Genomic DNA, 17,240 nt, shown 5'->3' on the forward strand with positions numbered 1-17,240 from the left:
ATAAGCATATGCGCGCAACGACGCAGGCCCCGCAACCATGGGTTGCGGGGCCTGCGTCTTGAGCGTCAATCGTGCCTATGGCGAGTGCTCCGTGCTGGCGATCACTTGCCGTCGCACTGGGCGTTCTGCTTGCTGCTGCCGGAAGGCGGGCAGCCGAACCAGTTCTCGGTCGGCTTGGCTTGGCCAGTGTTGGCGTGTCGGCCGCCCTGGCTGCCGATCTCGCCGCCATCGAGGCTTTTCTGTACCTGGCGCGTGGCGTTGTCCTTGGCTTGCTGGCGTGCCTCGGGCTGTTCGTTCTGTTGATAGTGTGCGCCGTTGTCCGCTGCGCCGCCCGCGGTGCGCTTCGAGTGGCTGGGCGTTGGCTGGCCCTGCGAGGAATGCTGGGAAGAGGCCGCGCCGCTGGTCCCTGTCTCGGTGTTCATCTCGTCGAAGGCCTGGGCCGGGGAGAGGCCCAGCAGGCCCAGCATCACTGCGGCGGCGCCAATTCCACGGCGCAGGCGGGTGCTCGCGGCAGGGCGCTTGCCTGAGAGCAGACCAGAGCGCAGGCGATGGAGAGAGGCATTGTCGTCAGTGATGGCTGTCGAGGTCCTGTAGAACATGATGAAGGGACTCCTTGCGGGTCTGGCTGCCGGTGTCGGCAGCCGCGCGGGTGAGGGATTCACCGGCGACGTATGAGGTGTCGGCAAATGCTGCGCCAGCTTGAGAGCGCACGATGCCAGACATGAGAGGGTGACGTGAGTGACTGCAACTCGGCGTTGCGCGCAGGGTAATCGATGCAACAGTTATCGGGGCGCACGGCGGGAATTCAACTCTTGTTCAATAATTGGCCGTGGCGACGGGCGCACTCGCCGGGGTGGGTGGCATGTCTTGCTCACTCGGTTGAGGCGCAGCCGACACGTGGTCGGTCAGACACTTCTGATGGCAAAAGGGCAGACGCCCCTTGAAGTCGCGACGCGCCATGACAATGTGGGAGGGACAGGGCAACGGCCCTGAGTGTTCACCCAGTCAAGGAGACAGGCATGACGATCAAGAAAACCGGTTCCGCGCATTGGGAAGGTAGCGTCAAGCAGGGTAAAGGCACTGTCAGCAGTGAAAGTGGTGCGCTCAAGGATCAGCCTTACGGCTTCAATACGCGCTTTGAAGATGGCGCCGGCACCAATCCCGAAGAGCTGATCGGGGCGGCCCACGCCAGCTGCTTCTCGATGGCACTCTCGATGATGCTGGGCGAGGCGGGCCATGAGCCCAAGGCCATCGATACCACTGCCACCGTCCATCTGGACAAGGACGACAGCGGCTTCAGCGTGACCAAGGTTGCCCTGGTGACCAAGGCCGATGTGCCGGGCATCAGCGAGGCAGACTTCCTGTCCACTGCCGAGAAGGCTAAGGGTGGCTGCCCGATCTCCAAGCTGTTCACCGCCGAGATCTCGCTGGAAGCCTCGCTGGTCAACTGAGGCGTCGCCTGCAGGCGAGCCGTCGCAGATGAACAGCCTTCAGGCGCCGATCACGACGACAATGACTCGCGTGACCGCAGGCTTCATCTCTGCAATGCGAGCATGAAAAACCGCCCCTCGGGGCGGTTTTTTCGTTATGCGCGGTGAGCTTTCCGAGGGCGTGTACTAGCGCTTGTCCGAGACGTTTTCTGCACCGTTTTCTGCAACCTCGTCTGAACCACCGCCTGACCCCCTGTCTGGGTTCATTGCCAACTCATCCTCCTCGCTGACCTCACCGGCATGCTGCATGGCATTGCGGCGCGATTGCAGTCGCGTCAGCGGCTTGCGATCCGGCGTGCGGTACCAGCGAATGTTCTCGCGTGAGCATTGCTCCAGTTCGGCGATCACCTGGGCGCCGAGCAGCAGGATCACGGCGCCGATCTCCAGCCCCAGCAGCAGCACGATCAGCGTCGCCAGCGAGCCGTAGACGGCACCGACGAAGGACAGGTGGGTGAAGTACCAGCTCAAGGCGAGGCGTGTCAGCTCCCACAGGGTGGCCGCGACCAGTCCCCCGACCAGCGCGCGGCGGGTCGAGACGCGGGTCTGGGGCAGTATCTTGTAGATGGCGCTGAACAGTCCGAACATGCCGACGATGCTGATCAGATAGATCACCTCGCTGCCTGCATCGCCCAGGGTCAGCTCGATGCCGGTCAGCAGCGTCAGGGCATCATTCATCGCCGAGGCCAGCGCCACCAGCAGGGTCAGCGCCAGCAGGCCCGCGCCCAGCACCATCACGAAGGCGTAGGGCAGCAGGGCGGAAATCCAGGCGCTGCGCTTACGAATCACCGGATGCTGATGGAAGATCAGCGCGATGGCGTCTTCTAGCATGCGAAAGGCCAGTCCGGCGAAGAACAGCAAGCCGCCCATGCCGATCCAGCTGATCACCTCGCGATTGGCCAGCAGCTTGCGCACCGCGTCCAGCAGGATGTCTTCCTGCCCCGGCCCCAGATGCTGGACCTGAATGGCGATGATGCTCATCAGGCGCGTTTCATCCACCAGGTGCGTCAGCAGCACGCAGAGCAAGGCGAACAGCGGCACGCTGGACAGCAGGATGTTGTAGCCGACGCCACCGGCCAGCAGCACGCCACGGTTGGCGATGAACTGTCCGATGACGCGCAGGGCGAAGGCCAGCAGGCGCGGCAGAAAGCGCAACAGGCGGCTGCTCACGGAGTCTGCAGCAGGGTCTGGCATGGCTGGGCATCCTCACTCTGGTTCGTTAAGTCAGTTCAAGGGTGATGTCAGCCGCGCTGCCGGGCGCGATGCTGCAAGAACGTCGAGGCGGTATAGAGTGCCAGACCGCTCCAGATCAGCACGAAGGTGATCAGCATCGTCGGATGCAGGGTTTCCTTGAAGATCAGCAGCGCGATCAGAAACTGCATGGTCGGGTTGATGTACATCAGAAAGCCCACCGTGGCGAGGCGCAGGCGACGCGCCGCACCGGCAAAGGCGAGCAGCGGCAGCGCGGTGAGCACGCCGCTGGACATCATCAGCACGCTGGCGGGTAGCTCAAGCGGGCCGACGTCGCTGGCCGAGAAGTGCGATTCGCCCGAGAACCACTGGCCGCCGATCAGCAGCAGCGCGAGTGGCGCGAGCATCATCGTCTCGACCAGCAGGCCCGACAGGCCGTCCAGCGCGATGCGCTTCCTGAGTAGGCCGTAGGTGCCGAAGGTGACAGCCAGCGAGAGCGTGATCCATGGCAGTTTCGTCAGCCCGATCAGCTGCAGGCTCAGGCCGAGAACGGCCAGCCCCAGCGCGAACAGCTGCACGCGCGTCAGGCGCTCCTTCAGGAACAGCATGCCCAGCCCGACATTGACCAGCGGCGTCATGAAGTAACCCAAGCTTGCCTGCAGTACCTCATGCACCTCCACCGCGTGGATGTAGATGCCCCAGTTGAGCGCGATCAGGATCGAGCAGGCCAGCACCGGCACCAGCTTGCGGGGTTCGGCGAAGGCGGCGCGCACCGGTGACCAGCGCCGGATGACGCTGATCAGCAGCACCATGAACACGCAGCTCCACAGGATGCGGTGCAGCAGCACTTCCCAGGCGGGAATGCCCTCGAACAGCGCGAAGTAGAGCGGAAAACAGCCCCACATCACATAGGCGCCCAGTCCGAAGCCGACGCCCTTGGCGCTCTCGCGGCGTGCCTGCGCCAGACTCTCGACGGAGGGGCTTGTCTGCTCTCGCCTCATGCGGAGTCGCTCGAACCGTCCTGCGCCAGCGGTTTACCTGCGATGTAATAGCCTGATGGCTCAAGGGCGATGAAGAAGCTTTCGGCCTCCGGGTAGCCGGCCTCTTTCATGGCCTGCGCGATGGATTGGGCGCACAGATCGCGCACCTTCTGGCCACGTTCGAACCACAGCACCTCGACGAAGGGGAAGGCATCGACGAGCTGACCATCGAACACATACTGGGTGGTGATGCATTCCAGCGTGAATTCGTCGCGCGCGGTGGCGGTCGCTTCGCTCAGCTGATCGATCAGTGCGCGCGAGACAGGGGCAAGACGGGCAGGCGTGACACCGTGGAAGCGAAGCTGAGGCATGAAGCTCTCCTGTGAGTCGGGAGGGGGAAGGGGCGAGCAAGCTCGCGGTGAACTGACGCCGCCGCCACCTGGCGTGGCGGCCTTGCGTTCTTAGCCAATATATCACTGGCTTCTGATGCTCACACCCGTCGCCAGGGATTCGTGAGCACGCTCAGCGGTGCGGCGATGACAGATCATGCTTTGCCTCTCACATCTGATCGCCACAGACGGTAGAATGAGCGCTTTCAAGGCGTGGCACGACCAGCGGCAGGGTGGGCAAGGCTCGCGCCGACGCGCATCCGCCAGTCGCCACTCAAGCGCCCATTCAGTCAGCAGGGAGGCACGACGACCATGACGACACAGCCACAGGCGACTTCCTCGCAAGCGAATGCTGGCGATGCCTCGCGAGGGGCGACACTGCGTGTCAGCCTGGTGCAGGCGGACCTGCGCTGGGAAGACCCGGCGGAGAACTGCCGTCTGCTCGGCGAGCAGCTGGATGCCGCTGGCCTTGTCATGGGCGCCGATAGCCGCAATGCCGCAACCGATCTGATCGTGCTGCCCGAGATGTTCGCCACCGGCTTCACCATGAATTCGCGTGAGATGGCGCAGCCGATGGAGTCCAGCGAGAGCGTCGCCTGGCTCAAGGCACAGGCCATCACCCGCGGTTGCGTGATGACCGGCAGCATCGCGGTGCTGGATGACGGCGAGTGTTACAACCGCATGTTGTGGGCAACGCCCGACGGCGAAGTGACGCATTACGACAAGCGTCATCTGTTCCGCATGGCCGGTGAGCATGAGCGTTATGGCATGGGCTATGAGCGGGTGCTGGTCGAGCTCAACGGCTTTCGGATCCAGCTCTCTGTCTGCTATGACCTGCGCTTCCCGACCTGGCTGCGTCAGCGTCCTGTCATCGGTGGCGTGAGTGCCGCCGAGACCGCCGCCGACAGCGCCTTTGAATATGACCTTCTGCTGTGCGTGGCCAACTGGCCGGGCGTTAGGCGTCATCCGTGGCGCACGCTGCTGCAGGCGCGCGCCATCGAGAATCTGGCCTATGTGGTGGGCGTCAACCGTGTGGGTGACGACGCCAACGGGCTGCACTACACCGGCGACTCCATGGTCTGCGACTTCAAGGGCGAGCCCATCCTCGACCCTGCGCCAGACCAGCCCTTCATCGAGACCGTGACGCTTGAACGCGGCGCGCTCGACGAGTTTCGCACCAAGTTTCCGGCGTGGATGGACGCCGATCATTTCACTCTGGAGGCCTGATGCGCCTGGACAAATTCCTTACCGAAACCACGGATCTCAGCCGTAGCGATGCCAAGAAGGTCGTGCACCGCGGCGATGTCACCGTGGATGGTGAGGTCGTCAAGAACACCGCGAGTGCCGTCAAGGATGGCATGCGCGTCGAATGGAATGGCGAGCACCTGGAACTGATGGGGCTGCGTTATCTGATGCTGTACAAGCCGGCCAATGTCGAATGCACCAGCAAGCCGGGCCTCTATGAGCGCGCGCATGACCTGATCGATCTGCCCAATGTCGAGCGCCTGAGCATCGTCGGGCGTCTCGATGTCGACACCACCGGCCTGGTGCTGATGACAGACGACGGCCAGTGGAACCACCGCGTCACCTCGCCTAAGAAGGCCTGTGCCAAGCGCTATCGCGTCACTCTGGCACGTCCGCTGGAAGGCGATGAGCTGGCGCGCGCCGTGGAGGACTTCGAGCACGGCCTGATGCTGGATGGCGAGGAGAAGCCGACGCGTCCGGCGCGTCTCGAGATGGAAACCGCCACCGTGGGTCTGCTGTGGATCACCGAAGGCCGTTACCACCAGGTGAAGCGCATGTTCGCGGCCATCGGCAATCACGTCGAAGCCCTGCATCGTGAAGCCATCGGGGCTGTCGAGCTGGACCCGGAGCTGGAGCCGGGCGAGTGTCGCTTCCTGCGTCCGGAAGAGATCGCCAGTTTCTGATCGCAGTCCTCTTGATCGCAGTTCTCTGCTGAGATACCCAAGCCCCATCATGTCGCCAGACATGATGGGGCTTGTGCGTTGGATGGAGGCGCGTTTGCGACTTGTACCGATCCAACCCCAGCGCTTAAGGTGGAGGGTGAGTTTTTCACATTGTGAATCTTTTGGTGGAAGTGCTTTTTGCAGAAGTGGTATTTATACAGGTGTCGTTTTCATACGAACGCTTGTTTCCAGCGCTGCTTGGCTATCGCATCTGCATGACAGCTATCGCACCTTCATAACAACAACCGAGGAAGATCCCTATGTCATCCCCCTTCACCAAGTCCCGTTTCCTGAAACCTCTGCCGCTGCGCATGGCACTGGCGAGTGGCGGCCTGTTGCTGGCAACGCTCTCGGCGCCGGCGACTGCCGCGGAAGATGCCAGTGTCGTGTTCGCGGCGCCGCCATGGCCGGGCGTGACCATGAAGACCGAGATTGCCTCCGAGATCTTCGAGGCACTGGGCTATTCTCCCACCACGCGGCAGCTGGGCGCGCAGATCACCTATGAAGGCATCTCGCTGGGTGAGGTCGATGTCTATCTGGCCGCCTGGCTGCCCGGACAGAGCACCATGTACAACGCGGCGATGGAGAAGGACGCCATGGTCGATTTCGGCAACAACGTGAACGGTGCGCGAGCCAATTTCGCCGTGCCGCGTTATGTGGCCGAAGCCGGTGTCACCTCACTCAATGATGTCGACAAGCCGGAGTTCGCCGACAAGTTCGAGAAGACCATCTACTCCATCGAGATCGGTTCGGGGTCCAGCGAGATCGCCAACCGCGCCGTCGATGAAGACATCTACGGTCTGGGCGATTGGGACCTCAAGGAATCCTCCACGGCCGGCATGCTGGGCACGGTCGCCAACGCCATCAAGCGCAATGAGTGGGTCATGTTCGTCGGCTGGACTCCGCACTGGATGGGCGTCGAATACGACATGGTCTTCCTGGATGATCCGAAAGACCTTTGGGGCCCGGGTGGTGGCGCCAGTGATGTGAAGACATTGGCCAACAAGAAATGGTCCGAAGCGCATCCCAATGCCTCCGTCTTCTTGGATCAGATCTCCTTCACCTCCGAGGAGCAGAGCGAGCTGATCTATGGCTATGGCAAGGAAGAGCGTCCGCAGGAAGAGGTGGCCGGCACCTGGATGAAGGCCAACCCGGCCAAGGTCAAGGCCTGGCTGGATGGCGTGACCACCCGTGATGGTGAACCTGCCTGGCCGGCCGTCAAGGAGGCCTTGGGTCTGCCGGAGGCATGATCGACAGCTTGAAAAGGTGCCGCTGATCTTTGTGAATGCAGCACCTTGAATATAGTGATAAGAACACGAAGCCCGCTCATTGAGCGGGCTTCGTGCGTTCTATAGCAGTGAACGTGTCAAGAAAGCGCACAGCGTCAGTGCCGGGAATAGCCTCTGGTACGCCGCGCATCAGGAGAAGAATTCGTCATCATGCAAATCTTGCATGGAAAATCCAAATAAAGAATTGGTCGCGAGATAGGGGCCTGTATCACCATCAGTCTGCACTCTGCGCTGCTTCCACGCGCAGCCAAGAACAATGACAAGAAGGAAACACTCATGGCTGATTCAGGTTCTTCCTCCGCCCCGATATCTCGTTCTCCCGGGCCCATTGCGCGCTTTCTGTCTCCTTGGACACGACTGGCGCTGTGGAAGCAGATCTTCATCGCACTGATTCTGGGCCTGGGGCTGGGTATCGTGCTCAACCAGACCGGGCGCGCCGATATCGCCGCCGATATCAAACCGCTGGGTGATCTGTTCATCCGCGGCATCAAGATGCTGATCGTGCCGCTGGTATTCATCTCGCTGGTCACTGGCGTGGCCTCGCTCAACAATCTCTCCAAGATCGGCCGTCTGAGCGTCAAGACGCTGATGCTGTATCTGGGCATGACGGCGGTCGCCATCACCATCGGCCTGGGTCTGGCCACTGTCTTCCAGCCGGGCGTCGGGATCGACCTAGGCAGCGCGGCCAACGTCGAGGTGCGTGAAGCGCCGACCGCCGTCGATACGCTGCTCGGGCTGGTGCCGACCAATGCCGTCGAGGCCTTCGCCGAAGGCAATGTCCTGCAGATCATCGTCTTCGCGATCCTGTTTGGCCTCTCCATCACGCTGGTGGGTGAGAAGGCCCGTCCGGTGCGCGTGTTCTTCGAGTCCGCGGCGGAAATCATCTATCGCATGACCAGCATCATCATCGCCTTCACGCCCTACGGTGTCTTCGCCCTGATGACCTGGGTGGCCGGCACCTATGGCCTGGCAATGCTCGCGCCGCTGGCGAAGGTGATCGGCATCGTCTATCTCGGCTGCTTCGTGCATGCCATCGTGGTCTATGGCGGCATGCTGCGCTTTCTGGCGCGCTTGAACCCGCTGCGCTATTTCCAGGGCAGTGTCGAGCCGATCATGCTCGCCTTCACCAGCACCTCCAGTTCCGGCACCTTGCCGGTGACCATGATGGCCGCCGAGCAGAATCTGGGCGTCAAACGGGGTGTCTCGAGCTTCGTGCTGCCGCTGGGTGCGACCATCAACATGGATGGCACCGCGCTGTATCAGGGCGTCTGCGCGCTGTTCATCGCCCAGGCCTATGGCGTTGATCTGGGCATGACCGAATACGTCACCATCATCATGACCGCGACGCTGGGCTCCATCGGTACCGCCGGTGTGCCGGGTGCCGGCTTGATCATGCTCTCGCTGGTGCTGACCTCCGTCGGCCTGCCGCTGGAAGGCGTTGCCATCATCGCGGGTATCGATCGTGTGCTCGACATGGCACGTACCGGCCTGAACGTGGCGGGTGACTGCGCGGTCAGCTGCCTGGTCGCCAAGAGCGAAGGCGAGCTGGACGAGGAAGTCTTCAATACGCCCCACGTCATGCGCTCAGAGCTCAGTTGAGCGCTCTTGTCTGAACACCCACCGCGTCATCATCATCGGCTTGTCGGCATCCGCGTGATAAGCGTGTCAAGGACATCAGGAGAACATCGTCATGGAACGCCCCAACGCATCTTCACCAACAGCCAGCCCCTCCGTCGTCCGCTACGGCGTCGTGGGCGGCCTGGGGGCGATCGGCAGCGCGGATGTCCTGCTCAAGACGGTGCGCGCGGCGCAGTACTGCAAGCCGCCGGGCGGAGTGGATATCGCCTTCGAGCAACGCCATTTCGATGATGGGCCGGGAATCGCCGCGGAGGCCTACAATCCGCTGCGGCGCAAGTTCTACGTCTACAACGTGCTCAAGGACATGCAGGGCAAGGTCGAGAACGCGATGGTGCCATGCTTTCTCTCCCACACCTTTCTGGCCGAGATCACCCCGGAAATCAGCGTCAACGTCGTCGATATCTTCGATGCGCTGCTGCCGCGCATTCGCCGCGACTATCCCGAGGTGCGCAAGATCGGCGTGCTGACCTCAAGCTATGTGCGCGCCTCCGGCATCTTCGAGCAGCGCTTCGGGGAGCCGGTGGCCACGCAAGACGGCAGCCTCGCGACAGCTGGCGGCCTCGAGGTCATCTACCCGGACGCCACGCTGCAGCGTAATGCCCTGATGCAGGCCATCTATGGGCCGAGCGGCATCAAGAGCGGCCATCATGGTGGTGAGTGTCTGCAACTGTTGCTCGAGGCCTGTGATGACCTGGTCAGTCAGGGCGCGGAGATCATCGTGCCGGGCCTGAGCGAGATTCCGGTGCTGATGGAGTCGCTGCAGCCGCTGGTGCCGGTGCCCCTGCTCGACTCCAATCTCATCTACGCCGAATACGCCCTGGGCGTGGACCGCGAGCGCGAGAATCGCAATTTCAAGCTCGGCGTGCTCGGTGGGGTGGGGCCGGCGGCCACGGTGGACTTCATGCGCAAGGTGGTCAGCCTGACGCGTGCCGAGCGCGATCAGGACCACCTCAAGATGGTGGTGGAGCAGAATCCGCAGATTCCCGATCGCACTGCCAATCTGATCGGCAAGGGCGAAGATCCGAGCATTCCGATGCTCGCGACCTGTCAGCGGCTGGAGGCCGATGGCGCCAATGCCATCGCGATTCCCTGCAATACCGCGCATGCCTTCGTGGCGCGTATCCAGCCCTATATCGGCATCCCGATCATCAACATGCTGACGGCGGTGGTTGACCATATCGCGGCGATGCAGACGCCGGTGACGCGGGTCGGGTTGCTCGCGACCAGCGGCACCGTGACCAGTCGGGTCTACCACGACATCATCGAGGCCTCGGGGCGTGAAACGCTGGTGCCCGATGCGCGCTGTCAGACCCAGGTGATGGAGGCGATCTACGGGCATCACGGCGTGAAGGCGGGGCGTACGACAGGGGAGTGCAGCGAGCATCTGCAGGCTGCCATTTCCCATCTGCTGGCGCGGGACGCAGAAGTGATCATCCTGGGCTGTACCGAGCTTCCGCTGATCGAGCTCGATGCAGCACTGCGTAAGCGGGTAGCGCTGCTTGACCCCGCGGAAATTCTCGCGCAGCGTTGTGTGGCACTGGCGCAAGCCGAGGCCTGATCAGCGTCGCACCCATCCGGTAAGCCAGTGAAGAGAGCTTGAAGAAAAGACACCCAGCGACGCGATATACTGCGCCCATACAGGCGCGCTGTGTGCCTTTGCCTCATTCATGCCTCTCTTCAGGTGCTCGCCGTGGAAATGAACTGGCTGGAAGACTTCCTCACCCTGGCGGTGACGCGTAACTTCTCGCGCGCCGCCACCCTGCGCAACGTGACGCAACCGGCCTTCAGCCGTCGTATTCGCAATCTGGAATACTGGGTCGGCGCCACCCTGATCGACCGCAGCCTGTTCCCCGTCGGCCTGACCCCCGCAGGCGAATCCTTCCAGCGCACCGCCCAGGATGCGCTTTCGGTATTGCGCGTCGGTCGTGATGAAGCGCTCGGCTTCGTGCCCAAGATAGAAGAAGTCGTCTCGATTTCCGCCTCGCACACGCTGGCGGTCAGCTTCTTCGTCGACTGGCATGAACAGCTGCAAAACCGACTGGGCAATCTCAAGGCACGCATCGTGCCCGACCACGTCGCCGGCTGTGTCGATGCCCTGATCAGCGGCAATTGTGATGTGATGCTGGCCTACAACAGCCCGCTACTCCCGACGCTCACCGACATCGTGCGCTACCCCTCCATCGTACTCTGCTCCGAGCGACTGGTGCCCGTCAGTGCCGTCGATGACACAGGCCAGGCGCTTTACTCCCTCGACAGCGACACGCCGCAACCCTATCTCTGCTACTCCAGTGACAGCTATCTCGGCCGATTGACCGCACTGATCATCGGCCGCCAGAACCTCGCCGCGCGTCTCAACTTCCGCTACGAATGCTCGATGTCTGACGTGCTCAAGCGTGGCGCACTCGCCGGTAGCGGCATTGCCTGGGTGCCGGAACGCGCCGTGCGCGACGAGCTGGCCGCCGGGCGCCTCGTCATCATCAGCGATGATAGCCACACCGCACCGCTGGACATCTGCCTCTTTCGCCACGCCGAGCACGACCAGCGCGTGGCCGAACGCATCTGGCAAGCCTGTCTGACCGCCGAAGACGAAACCCTCGAGCCAGATCAATAACTCGCTGGCGATGTACCAGATCTGATGTGATGGGATGAGATTATAGGGCGATTCGGAGCCTCCATTATCACCACTTTCTCTATAAATCAGTAAGTTAGTGATAGTGCGGGGGCCAGAAAAACCGGAATTTTCCGGACTTGGGCGGAAATTTCCTATAGGGCTGGGGAAAGTGGATTTTTGGGATTTGTTGGCAATGTCTTACATAGACGTATGAATTTTATGAAGCTGGGTATCAGTTCAGTCAGACAGAGTACGTATGCGTTGGCGAGTGACGCGGAAATTTCCTGTTCGGAACAAGGCCGGCGGCAAAATCCATTGAAGGTCAAGCACTGGATATTGAGACAGCATACCGTTCAAGCGACGCAGCGAGTCGCATTGGACTGATGTTCTATACTCGTAAGCGCATTGATTAAGCTATTATTAGATTTCACGAAACTTACATATTCAATTTTTCGGTTGTTAACTAACTCAGCATAGCGTTGTGGCCTACGGTTTCTAAACGGAGCTTGCACTACTGCAGCGCCGTGCGGCAGCCATGTAGATCATTTTATAGTGGAATTTATTTGAAATTTTCATTAGGGTCTGCAAATAAAGTGGCCTCAAACGAAATGGAGTTCGTTAATGAGTTACTACCGTTATTGGGGAAAAGCCAAGTCAGAAGACGATGGCGTTCCCTATCATCTCCTGCCGTACCATAGCCTCGATGTAGCAGCTGTAGGCTGGCACCTTCTGTCGCCTGAGCGGGCTTTGACGCAACGTATGGCTGCTCAATTACAAATGGCGCCCTCAGAGTTGCAACGTTTTTTTGTCTTCCTTCTAGGGCTTCATGATTTAGGTAAGTTTTCGCGGACTTTTCAGGGACTTGCTCAGTCGCAGGGTAGTGGACTGGTGCCTGCTTTGCCCCGGTTCGCCTATAGTGAACGCCACGACCGGCTGGGGGCTCTTCTGTGGCAAGAGCGCTGGGTGGACTGGTTGAAGGACGGCACGCTCAATTGGCCAGGAGGGATGCCGGAGCGCCAGCTGCGGCGCCGGTTGATAGAGACGCTTCCTGTCTTGTTGTCCCCCATGTTTGGTCATCACGGTCAGCCGGTGGCGGGCACATCGCTAGAGCTTTCACGTTTCTTCGGTTCCGATGACTATGCTGACGATGTTGTTGTGGCGCAAGAGTTTGTTGCCGACTGGGCGCGCCTTATCGATGTCGAGTGGCCTATTGATAAATTGCTCTCGACTGAGTGGCTTCAGGCTTTTCAATCGCTGAGCTGGACCATCGCCGGCTGGGTAACTCTCAGTGATTGGTTGGGATCGAATCAAACGTATTTCCGCTACTGCGTCAGTGAGATGCGGCTTGTGGATTATTGGATGGACTATGCTCAGCCGCGAGCTCAGCAAGTACTACGCGATACCGGGTTTGAGCAAGTACTCAAACCATTGCCATATGCAGGCCTATCTTCCTGGTTTGATGGGCAGTCGGTTACGCCAACCCCATTACAGCGTGAAGCTGAGACATTAAAGCTATCGTCGGGGCCACAATTATTTATTCTCGAAGACATCACCGGGGCAGGAAAGACCGAAGCTGCCTGTATTCTAACCCAGCGACTACTGGCAAGCGGACACGGCGAAGGCCTCTACTTTGCTTTACCCACCATGGCGACCTCCAATGCCATGTATTCTCGTCTCGGTGCTCTCCACCGGCGTTTCTATCGCGCGGGTTCCTGCCCATCTTTCGTGCTGGCGCACGGTGCCAGCAAGTTGAATGAAGAGTTCGCTCTGGCCATCGACCAACCGCAGCCGGGTGATCGCAACTACGATGAGAGCGAGTCCACAGCGACGGCTCAGTGCAACCGCTGGCTCGCTGATTCGCGCAAGAAGGCCCTATTGGCCGATGTTGGGGTAGGCACCATCGACCAGGTACTGATGGGGTTGCTGCCGTTTCGTCATCAGTCGCTGCGCCTGTATGGATTGGCCCGCAAAGTACTGATCATCGATGAAGTCCATGCCTACGATCACTATATGCAGACGCTGCTTGGCAAGCTATTGAGTTATCACGCCCAGCAGGGAGGTAGTGCCATTCTTCTGACGGCCACGTTACCTCAGGCCATGCGCAATGATTTGTGTATGGCTTGGCGGGCAGGACTCGGTCTCGACCCTCAGCCACTGATGATGCATGACTTCCCACTGCTGACGCAGATATCGGAAGCTCCCCTTTGCGAAGTCGCCTTGAAGGCAAAGGCTGAAGTGTCTCGTGCCGTCGGTGTTGATTGGCTCACCGAGGAAGATCAGGCCATCGAGGTGATCATGTCAGCCGTTGAGGCTGGTAAGTGTGTTGCCTGGGTGCGCAATACCGTCAATGACGCCATTCGCGCCTTTGAGGCTGTTCGTGAGCGCCACCCGACGCCGGAGCGCTGCCTGTTGTTTCACAGCCTTTTTGCCATGTGTGACCGCCAGCGTATCGAGTCTGATGTCATCGAGCGGCTGGGCAAGACCTCCACAGACAATGTGCGTCGTGGTCAAGTGTTGATCAGTACGCAGGTCTTTCAGGAATCCCTCGACTGTGATGTCGATTTGATGATCAGTGATCTGGCCCCGATCGATTTGCTGATTCAACGGGCTGGTCGCCTGCAGCGTCACGTTCGTGGAGTCCGGTGCCCGCCTGTCCTCAAGATACTTGCACCCGAGTGGTCAGAAACTCCCGATGAGCACTGGCTGAAACGCACCTTGGAGGGGACTCATTTTGTCTATCGCGACGTTTCCCTGCTATGGCTCACCCAGCGAGCCTTGCGTGAGCAAGGCGAAATTCGTATGCCTGAAAAAGCCAGAATCCTGATTGAAAGTGTTTATGGTGAGGTCGCCGATCAGGTCCCCGACGGACTACAGGGGGCGCGGTGGGAGCAGCGCGGCATGAAGAACGTGGCCAGCTCGATGGCGAACTTCAATGCCCTGGCACTGGAGGATGGCTATGTAGGGAACCGTCATCAGTGGCAGGAGGAGCAAGAGATTGGAACCCGATTGGTCGATGAGCCGACCCTCAATATCGCGTTACTGACATGTAACAGCGATGGCACTTTGAGGCTCCTGGCAGGCAGTGAGCGGCATACCGACATGCTGAGCCAGATCAAGTTGCGCCTGAGCCAAGCTGACAAACTGGCCAGCCTGCCGCCTCGCTACACGTCTCAATGGGAGGCCCTGCAGGACCGTTATAAAGCGCTGCGCTTCGTACAGCCTTGGCTGGCAGAAATGGATGCCGAGAATGTGTATGGGCCAAGTCGTGGCTTAGAGTTTGGCTCAACATCGGCCACATATTCAAAACACCTTGTTGGAGGGGATGTATGAATCTGCTGAAAGATCCTTGGCTGCCCTTTCGTACTCGGGGGGGAAGTATTGCCTATCGCTCCCCCTCGGCTATTTCCGATCCAAATATTGTCGATCTGGCCTTGCCACGGGCGGACTTCCAAGGCGCGGCCTACCAGTTCCTGATCGGCCTGTTGCAGACAGTGTACCCGCCGCAGAATTACGGTGAGTGGGTGGATCGCAGTATCGAGCCTCCTAGCGGCGAGGCGCTGGACGAGGCATTCGGGCCTTTCGTGCAGACCTTCGAGTTTCAAGGTGATGGTCCGCGTTTCATGCAAGATCTCGATCCGCTCGAAGATGCCAAACCAGTGTCAGTTGCAGGGCTTTTGATCGATTCACCAGGGGCAAACGGTCTCAAGCTGAATACTGATCATTTCGTCAAACGGGGCCGGGTAGAGGCGATCTGTAAAGATTGTGTGGCGTTGGCGCTATTCACCATGCAGATAAATGCGCCATCAGGCGGTGCTGGCTATCGCGTGGGGCTGAGGGGCGGTGGTCCATTGACCACACTGATTGTGCCTGACCTAGTGGATGCCAATCTTTGGCAACGGTTGTGGCTGAATGTGATGCCTATTGAAGTGTTTTCCACTAAAGCGCGTATTCGCGATCGATGCCCCGACGATGACAGTCTTTTCCCTTGGGTAGGGGCCACCCGTGTCAGCGACAAGAAAGGCAGCGAAGTCCTGCCTGAACAGATGCATCCCATGCATGCCTACTGGGCTATGCCAAGGCGCTTTAGGCTGGAGGTCAGCGACGATGAAGGCTGCTGTGACCTTTGTGGTCGCAAGGTATTGCAACGGGTGAGTGAGATTCGCGCCAAGAATTATGGCGCCAATTATGATGGACCCTGGCAGCACCCACTGACGCCATACCGCCGCGATCCCAAAAAGCCCAATGAGCTACCGCTTTCCACTAAGGGTCAGCCCGGCGGGTTGGGCTATAGGTATTGGTCGAACCTTGTACTTAGTGATGCGGAAGGTAGCGGTGCCCTGCCAGCGGGCGTGATGCATGACTATCTCAGCCACAAAGTGGATTTCGTCGCGCAGGAGCGACGTGCTGGTGAGGACATCGATGCGCTGTTGAAGCCCCGGCTATGGGTTTTCGGCTACGACATGGACAACATGAAACCCCGTGGCTGGTATAGCGAGGAATTGCCTCTGGTCGCGGTACCGGCAGAGCAACAGGAGCGATTGCGCTCTTGGGTGCAGACGTTCACCGAGCTCTCACGCCAGATTGCCTGGATGACTCGCATGCAGGTCAAGAACGCTTGGTTCTCGCGGCCTGCTGATGCCAAGGGGGACCTGACATCCATCGATAGCCAGTTCTATGAAGCTACCCAGGCGGCGTTCTTTCGTGCCTTGCGAGATATGCAGTTGGCACTTCAGCAGGGCGAGGGGCCTCATATGCCATCTCAGGTGGCTCGGGCCTGGTATTACGCGCTGCGCCAAGAAGCACTGACATTATTCGAAGCTCAGGCCCTGAGTGGCCCCTTCTCTGAGCTGGACATGAAACGGATTACTCGGGCACGCCGGCAGCTTCTGTCGTGGCTGAGTGGTCGCAGCAAGGGCAGCAAGGTCGTGTCCCAGTTCGCCAAAGATGGCGGCTTTACTTTGTCAGAAGCTCAAGGAAACGCACCAACCGAGGAGGCAGCGCCATGATCCAGATAGAAATGCATGTGGCCGAAAAGCCATCACCGGGGAAAGCGGTACCAGAGCGGCTACTGGCGCTGTCACCCGATGAAGGCTTCAGGGTACGGCTCTGGTGGCAGCGTTTGACGTTGTCCCCACAGGATTTGGTGGCCTACACCCAGGTACCGCCCTGGCCGAAAGGGGTGCGCGCACGGCTTCGGCGCTGCGAATCGGTCGAAGCTGCCATGCTGAGCGATGGGTTCCGTGAACTATGGCAGCAACTGCCTGAGCAGTCCCCCCGTTATCGTGATGAGCACTTGCAGCTGTGGACCTGCATTGCGCTATTGCTGGCGGAGGTGCGGAGTGAAACACCCAACGTTTCGCTGGGTAGTCGTCTGGGGCAAGAAAAGAATGGTACCGGAAAGCCTCGCATGAGCGAGCTGCGTTTTCAGCAATTGATGGACTGCCATTCTCCACAAGAGCTGGTACAGCGGCTGCGCCGTGCGCTGGCGCTGATTGACAAGTGCGATATCAGCGTGGTGCACCTGGCGGACAACATCGCCCTCTGGTGGCGTGAGTACCTTGGCCAGCCGGCGGCTCAACCCACGAAGCGGCTGGGATTCGTGTGGGCCAGCGATTATTTCGAAGCATTGGCGCAGTTCCAGAGCGATAACGACTGACCGACTTTCCATATCCGACATGACGAAAAGGA

The 17,240-nt window shown here is 60.1% G+C and carries 14 protein-coding genes; 10 read left to right on the forward strand and 4 right to left on the reverse strand.

Translation table 11 applies throughout. The features are described 5' to 3' along the window. Positions 1-101 precede the first annotated feature (101 nt). Positions 102-599, reverse strand: a complete 498-nt coding sequence (locus AC5WNJ_RS05915; RefSeq protein ID WP_495930674.1) for a hypothetical protein — start codon at positions 597-599, stop codon at positions 102-104. A gap of 420 nt (positions 600-1,019) precedes the next feature. On the opposite strand from AC5WNJ_RS05915, the gene AC5WNJ_RS05920 reads away from it, so the two are divergent. After that, on the forward strand, positions 1,020-1,451 hold the full coding sequence (locus AC5WNJ_RS05920; RefSeq protein ID WP_495930675.1) for an OsmC family protein: 432 nt from the start codon (positions 1,020-1,022) through the stop codon (positions 1,449-1,451). A gap of 165 nt (positions 1,452-1,616) precedes the next feature. On the opposite strand, the gene AC5WNJ_RS05925 is transcribed toward AC5WNJ_RS05920, so the two are convergent. From AC5WNJ_RS05925 to AC5WNJ_RS05935, 3 genes are read right to left on the reverse strand one after another with little or no spacing between them, the layout of a single operon-like run. Further along, positions 1,617-2,681 (reverse strand): YihY/virulence factor BrkB family protein, encoded by a 1,065-nt coding sequence (locus tag AC5WNJ_RS05925; protein WP_495930676.1) that lies wholly within the window; start codon positions 2,679-2,681, stop codon positions 1,617-1,619. Between the two features lie 47 nt (positions 2,682-2,728). Beyond that, positions 2,729-3,679: an EamA family transporter RarD gene (gene rarD, locus AC5WNJ_RS05930; protein ID WP_495930677.1), complete on the reverse strand. Its 951-nt coding sequence runs from the start codon at positions 3,677-3,679 to the stop codon at positions 2,729-2,731. Continuing rightward, positions 3,676-4,029 carry a DUF1904 family protein gene (locus AC5WNJ_RS05935; RefSeq protein ID WP_192837950.1) on the reverse strand — a complete coding sequence of 118 codons (354 nt, stop codon included), beginning with the start codon at positions 4,027-4,029 and terminating at the stop codon, positions 3,676-3,678. The genes rarD and AC5WNJ_RS05935 overlap by 4 nt, the downstream gene beginning before the upstream one ends. 330 nt (positions 4,030-4,359) lie before the next feature. Here AC5WNJ_RS05935 and AC5WNJ_RS05940 point away from each other — a divergent pair, with 330 nt between their 5' ends. From AC5WNJ_RS05940 to casB, 9 genes are all read left to right on the forward strand, one after another. Beyond that, complete coding sequence (locus tag AC5WNJ_RS05940; protein WP_495930678.1) at positions 4,360-5,274, forward strand: nitrilase family protein; 915 nt, start codon at positions 4,360-4,362, stop codon at positions 5,272-5,274. Further along, on the forward strand, positions 5,274-5,975 hold the full coding sequence (locus AC5WNJ_RS05945) for a pseudouridine synthase (RefSeq protein ID WP_175089874.1): 702 nt from the start codon (positions 5,274-5,276) through the stop codon (positions 5,973-5,975). The genes AC5WNJ_RS05940 and AC5WNJ_RS05945 overlap by 1 nt, the downstream gene beginning before the upstream one ends. Positions 5,976-6,274: 299 nt before the next feature. Next, positions 6,275-7,264 (forward strand): ABC transporter substrate-binding protein, encoded by a 990-nt coding sequence (locus AC5WNJ_RS05950; RefSeq protein ID WP_495930679.1) that lies wholly within the window; start codon positions 6,275-6,277, stop codon positions 7,262-7,264. A gap of 315 nt (positions 7,265-7,579) precedes the next feature. After that, positions 7,580-8,902: a dicarboxylate/amino acid:cation symporter gene (locus tag AC5WNJ_RS05955; protein WP_495930680.1), complete on the forward strand. Its 1,323-nt coding sequence runs from the start codon at positions 7,580-7,582 to the stop codon at positions 8,900-8,902. A gap of 91 nt (positions 8,903-8,993) precedes the next feature. Further along, a complete protein-coding gene (gene cuyB / locus AC5WNJ_RS05960) occupies positions 8,994-10,499 on the forward strand; it encodes a cysteate racemase (RefSeq protein WP_495930681.1) in 1,506 nt (501 codons plus the stop codon). 138 nt (positions 10,500-10,637) lie between these two features. Further along, positions 10,638-11,552 carry a LysR substrate-binding domain-containing protein gene (locus AC5WNJ_RS05965; RefSeq protein ID WP_495931026.1) on the forward strand — a complete coding sequence of 305 codons (915 nt, stop codon included), beginning with the start codon at positions 10,638-10,640 and terminating at the stop codon, positions 11,550-11,552. A gap of 621 nt (positions 11,553-12,173) precedes the next feature. Then, positions 12,174-14,882, forward strand: coding sequence for a CRISPR-associated helicase Cas3' (gene cas3 / locus AC5WNJ_RS05970; RefSeq protein WP_495930682.1), 2,709 nt, complete (start codon positions 12,174-12,176; stop codon positions 14,880-14,882). Beyond that, on the forward strand, positions 14,879-16,558 hold the full coding sequence (gene casA, locus AC5WNJ_RS05975; protein ID WP_253062091.1) for a type I-E CRISPR-associated protein Cse1/CasA: 1,680 nt from the start codon (positions 14,879-14,881) through the stop codon (positions 16,556-16,558). Before cas3 ends, casA begins: the two co-directional genes overlap by 4 nt. Beyond that, positions 16,555-17,208 (forward strand): type I-E CRISPR-associated protein Cse2/CasB, encoded by a 654-nt coding sequence (gene casB, locus AC5WNJ_RS05980; protein WP_495930683.1) that lies wholly within the window; start codon positions 16,555-16,557, stop codon positions 17,206-17,208. Before casA ends, casB begins: the two co-directional genes overlap by 4 nt. Positions 17,209-17,240: the final 32 nt, after the last annotated feature.

The organism is Cobetia sp. PDI-23MA, assembly GCF_059507735.1.

Coding starts and splice junctions, on each gene's coding strand:
- AC5WNJ_RS05915 (WP_495930674.1), bottom strand. CDS start 599: ATGTTCTACAGGACCTCGACAGCCATCACTGACGACAATGCCTCTCTC.
- AC5WNJ_RS05920 (WP_495930675.1), top strand. CDS start 1,020: ATGACGATCAAGAAAACCGGTTCCGCGCATTGGGAAGGTAGCGTCAAG.
- AC5WNJ_RS05925 (WP_495930676.1), bottom strand. CDS start 2,681: ATGCCAGACCCTGCTGCAGACTCCGTGAGCAGCCGCCTGTTGCGCTTT.
- rarD (WP_495930677.1), bottom strand. CDS start 3,679: ATGAGGCGAGAGCAGACAAGCCCCTCCGTCGAGAGTCTGGCGCAGGCA.
- AC5WNJ_RS05935 (WP_192837950.1), bottom strand. CDS start 4,029: ATGCCTCAGCTTCGCTTCCACGGTGTCACGCCTGCCCGTCTTGCCCCT.
- AC5WNJ_RS05940 (WP_495930678.1), top strand. CDS start 4,360: ATGACGACACAGCCACAGGCGACTTCCTCGCAAGCGAATGCTGGCGAT.
- AC5WNJ_RS05945 (WP_175089874.1), top strand. CDS start 5,274: ATGCGCCTGGACAAATTCCTTACCGAAACCACGGATCTCAGCCGTAGC.
- AC5WNJ_RS05950 (WP_495930679.1), top strand. CDS start 6,275: ATGTCATCCCCCTTCACCAAGTCCCGTTTCCTGAAACCTCTGCCGCTG.
- AC5WNJ_RS05955 (WP_495930680.1), top strand. CDS start 7,580: ATGGCTGATTCAGGTTCTTCCTCCGCCCCGATATCTCGTTCTCCCGGG.
- cuyB (WP_495930681.1), top strand. CDS start 8,994: ATGGAACGCCCCAACGCATCTTCACCAACAGCCAGCCCCTCCGTCGTC.
- AC5WNJ_RS05965 (WP_495931026.1), top strand. CDS start 10,638: ATGAACTGGCTGGAAGACTTCCTCACCCTGGCGGTGACGCGTAACTTC.
- cas3 (WP_495930682.1), top strand. CDS start 12,174: ATGAGTTACTACCGTTATTGGGGAAAAGCCAAGTCAGAAGACGATGGC.
- casA (WP_253062091.1), top strand. CDS start 14,879: ATGAATCTGCTGAAAGATCCTTGGCTGCCCTTTCGTACTCGGGGGGGA.
- casB (WP_495930683.1), top strand. CDS start 16,555: ATGATCCAGATAGAAATGCATGTGGCCGAAAAGCCATCACCGGGGAAA.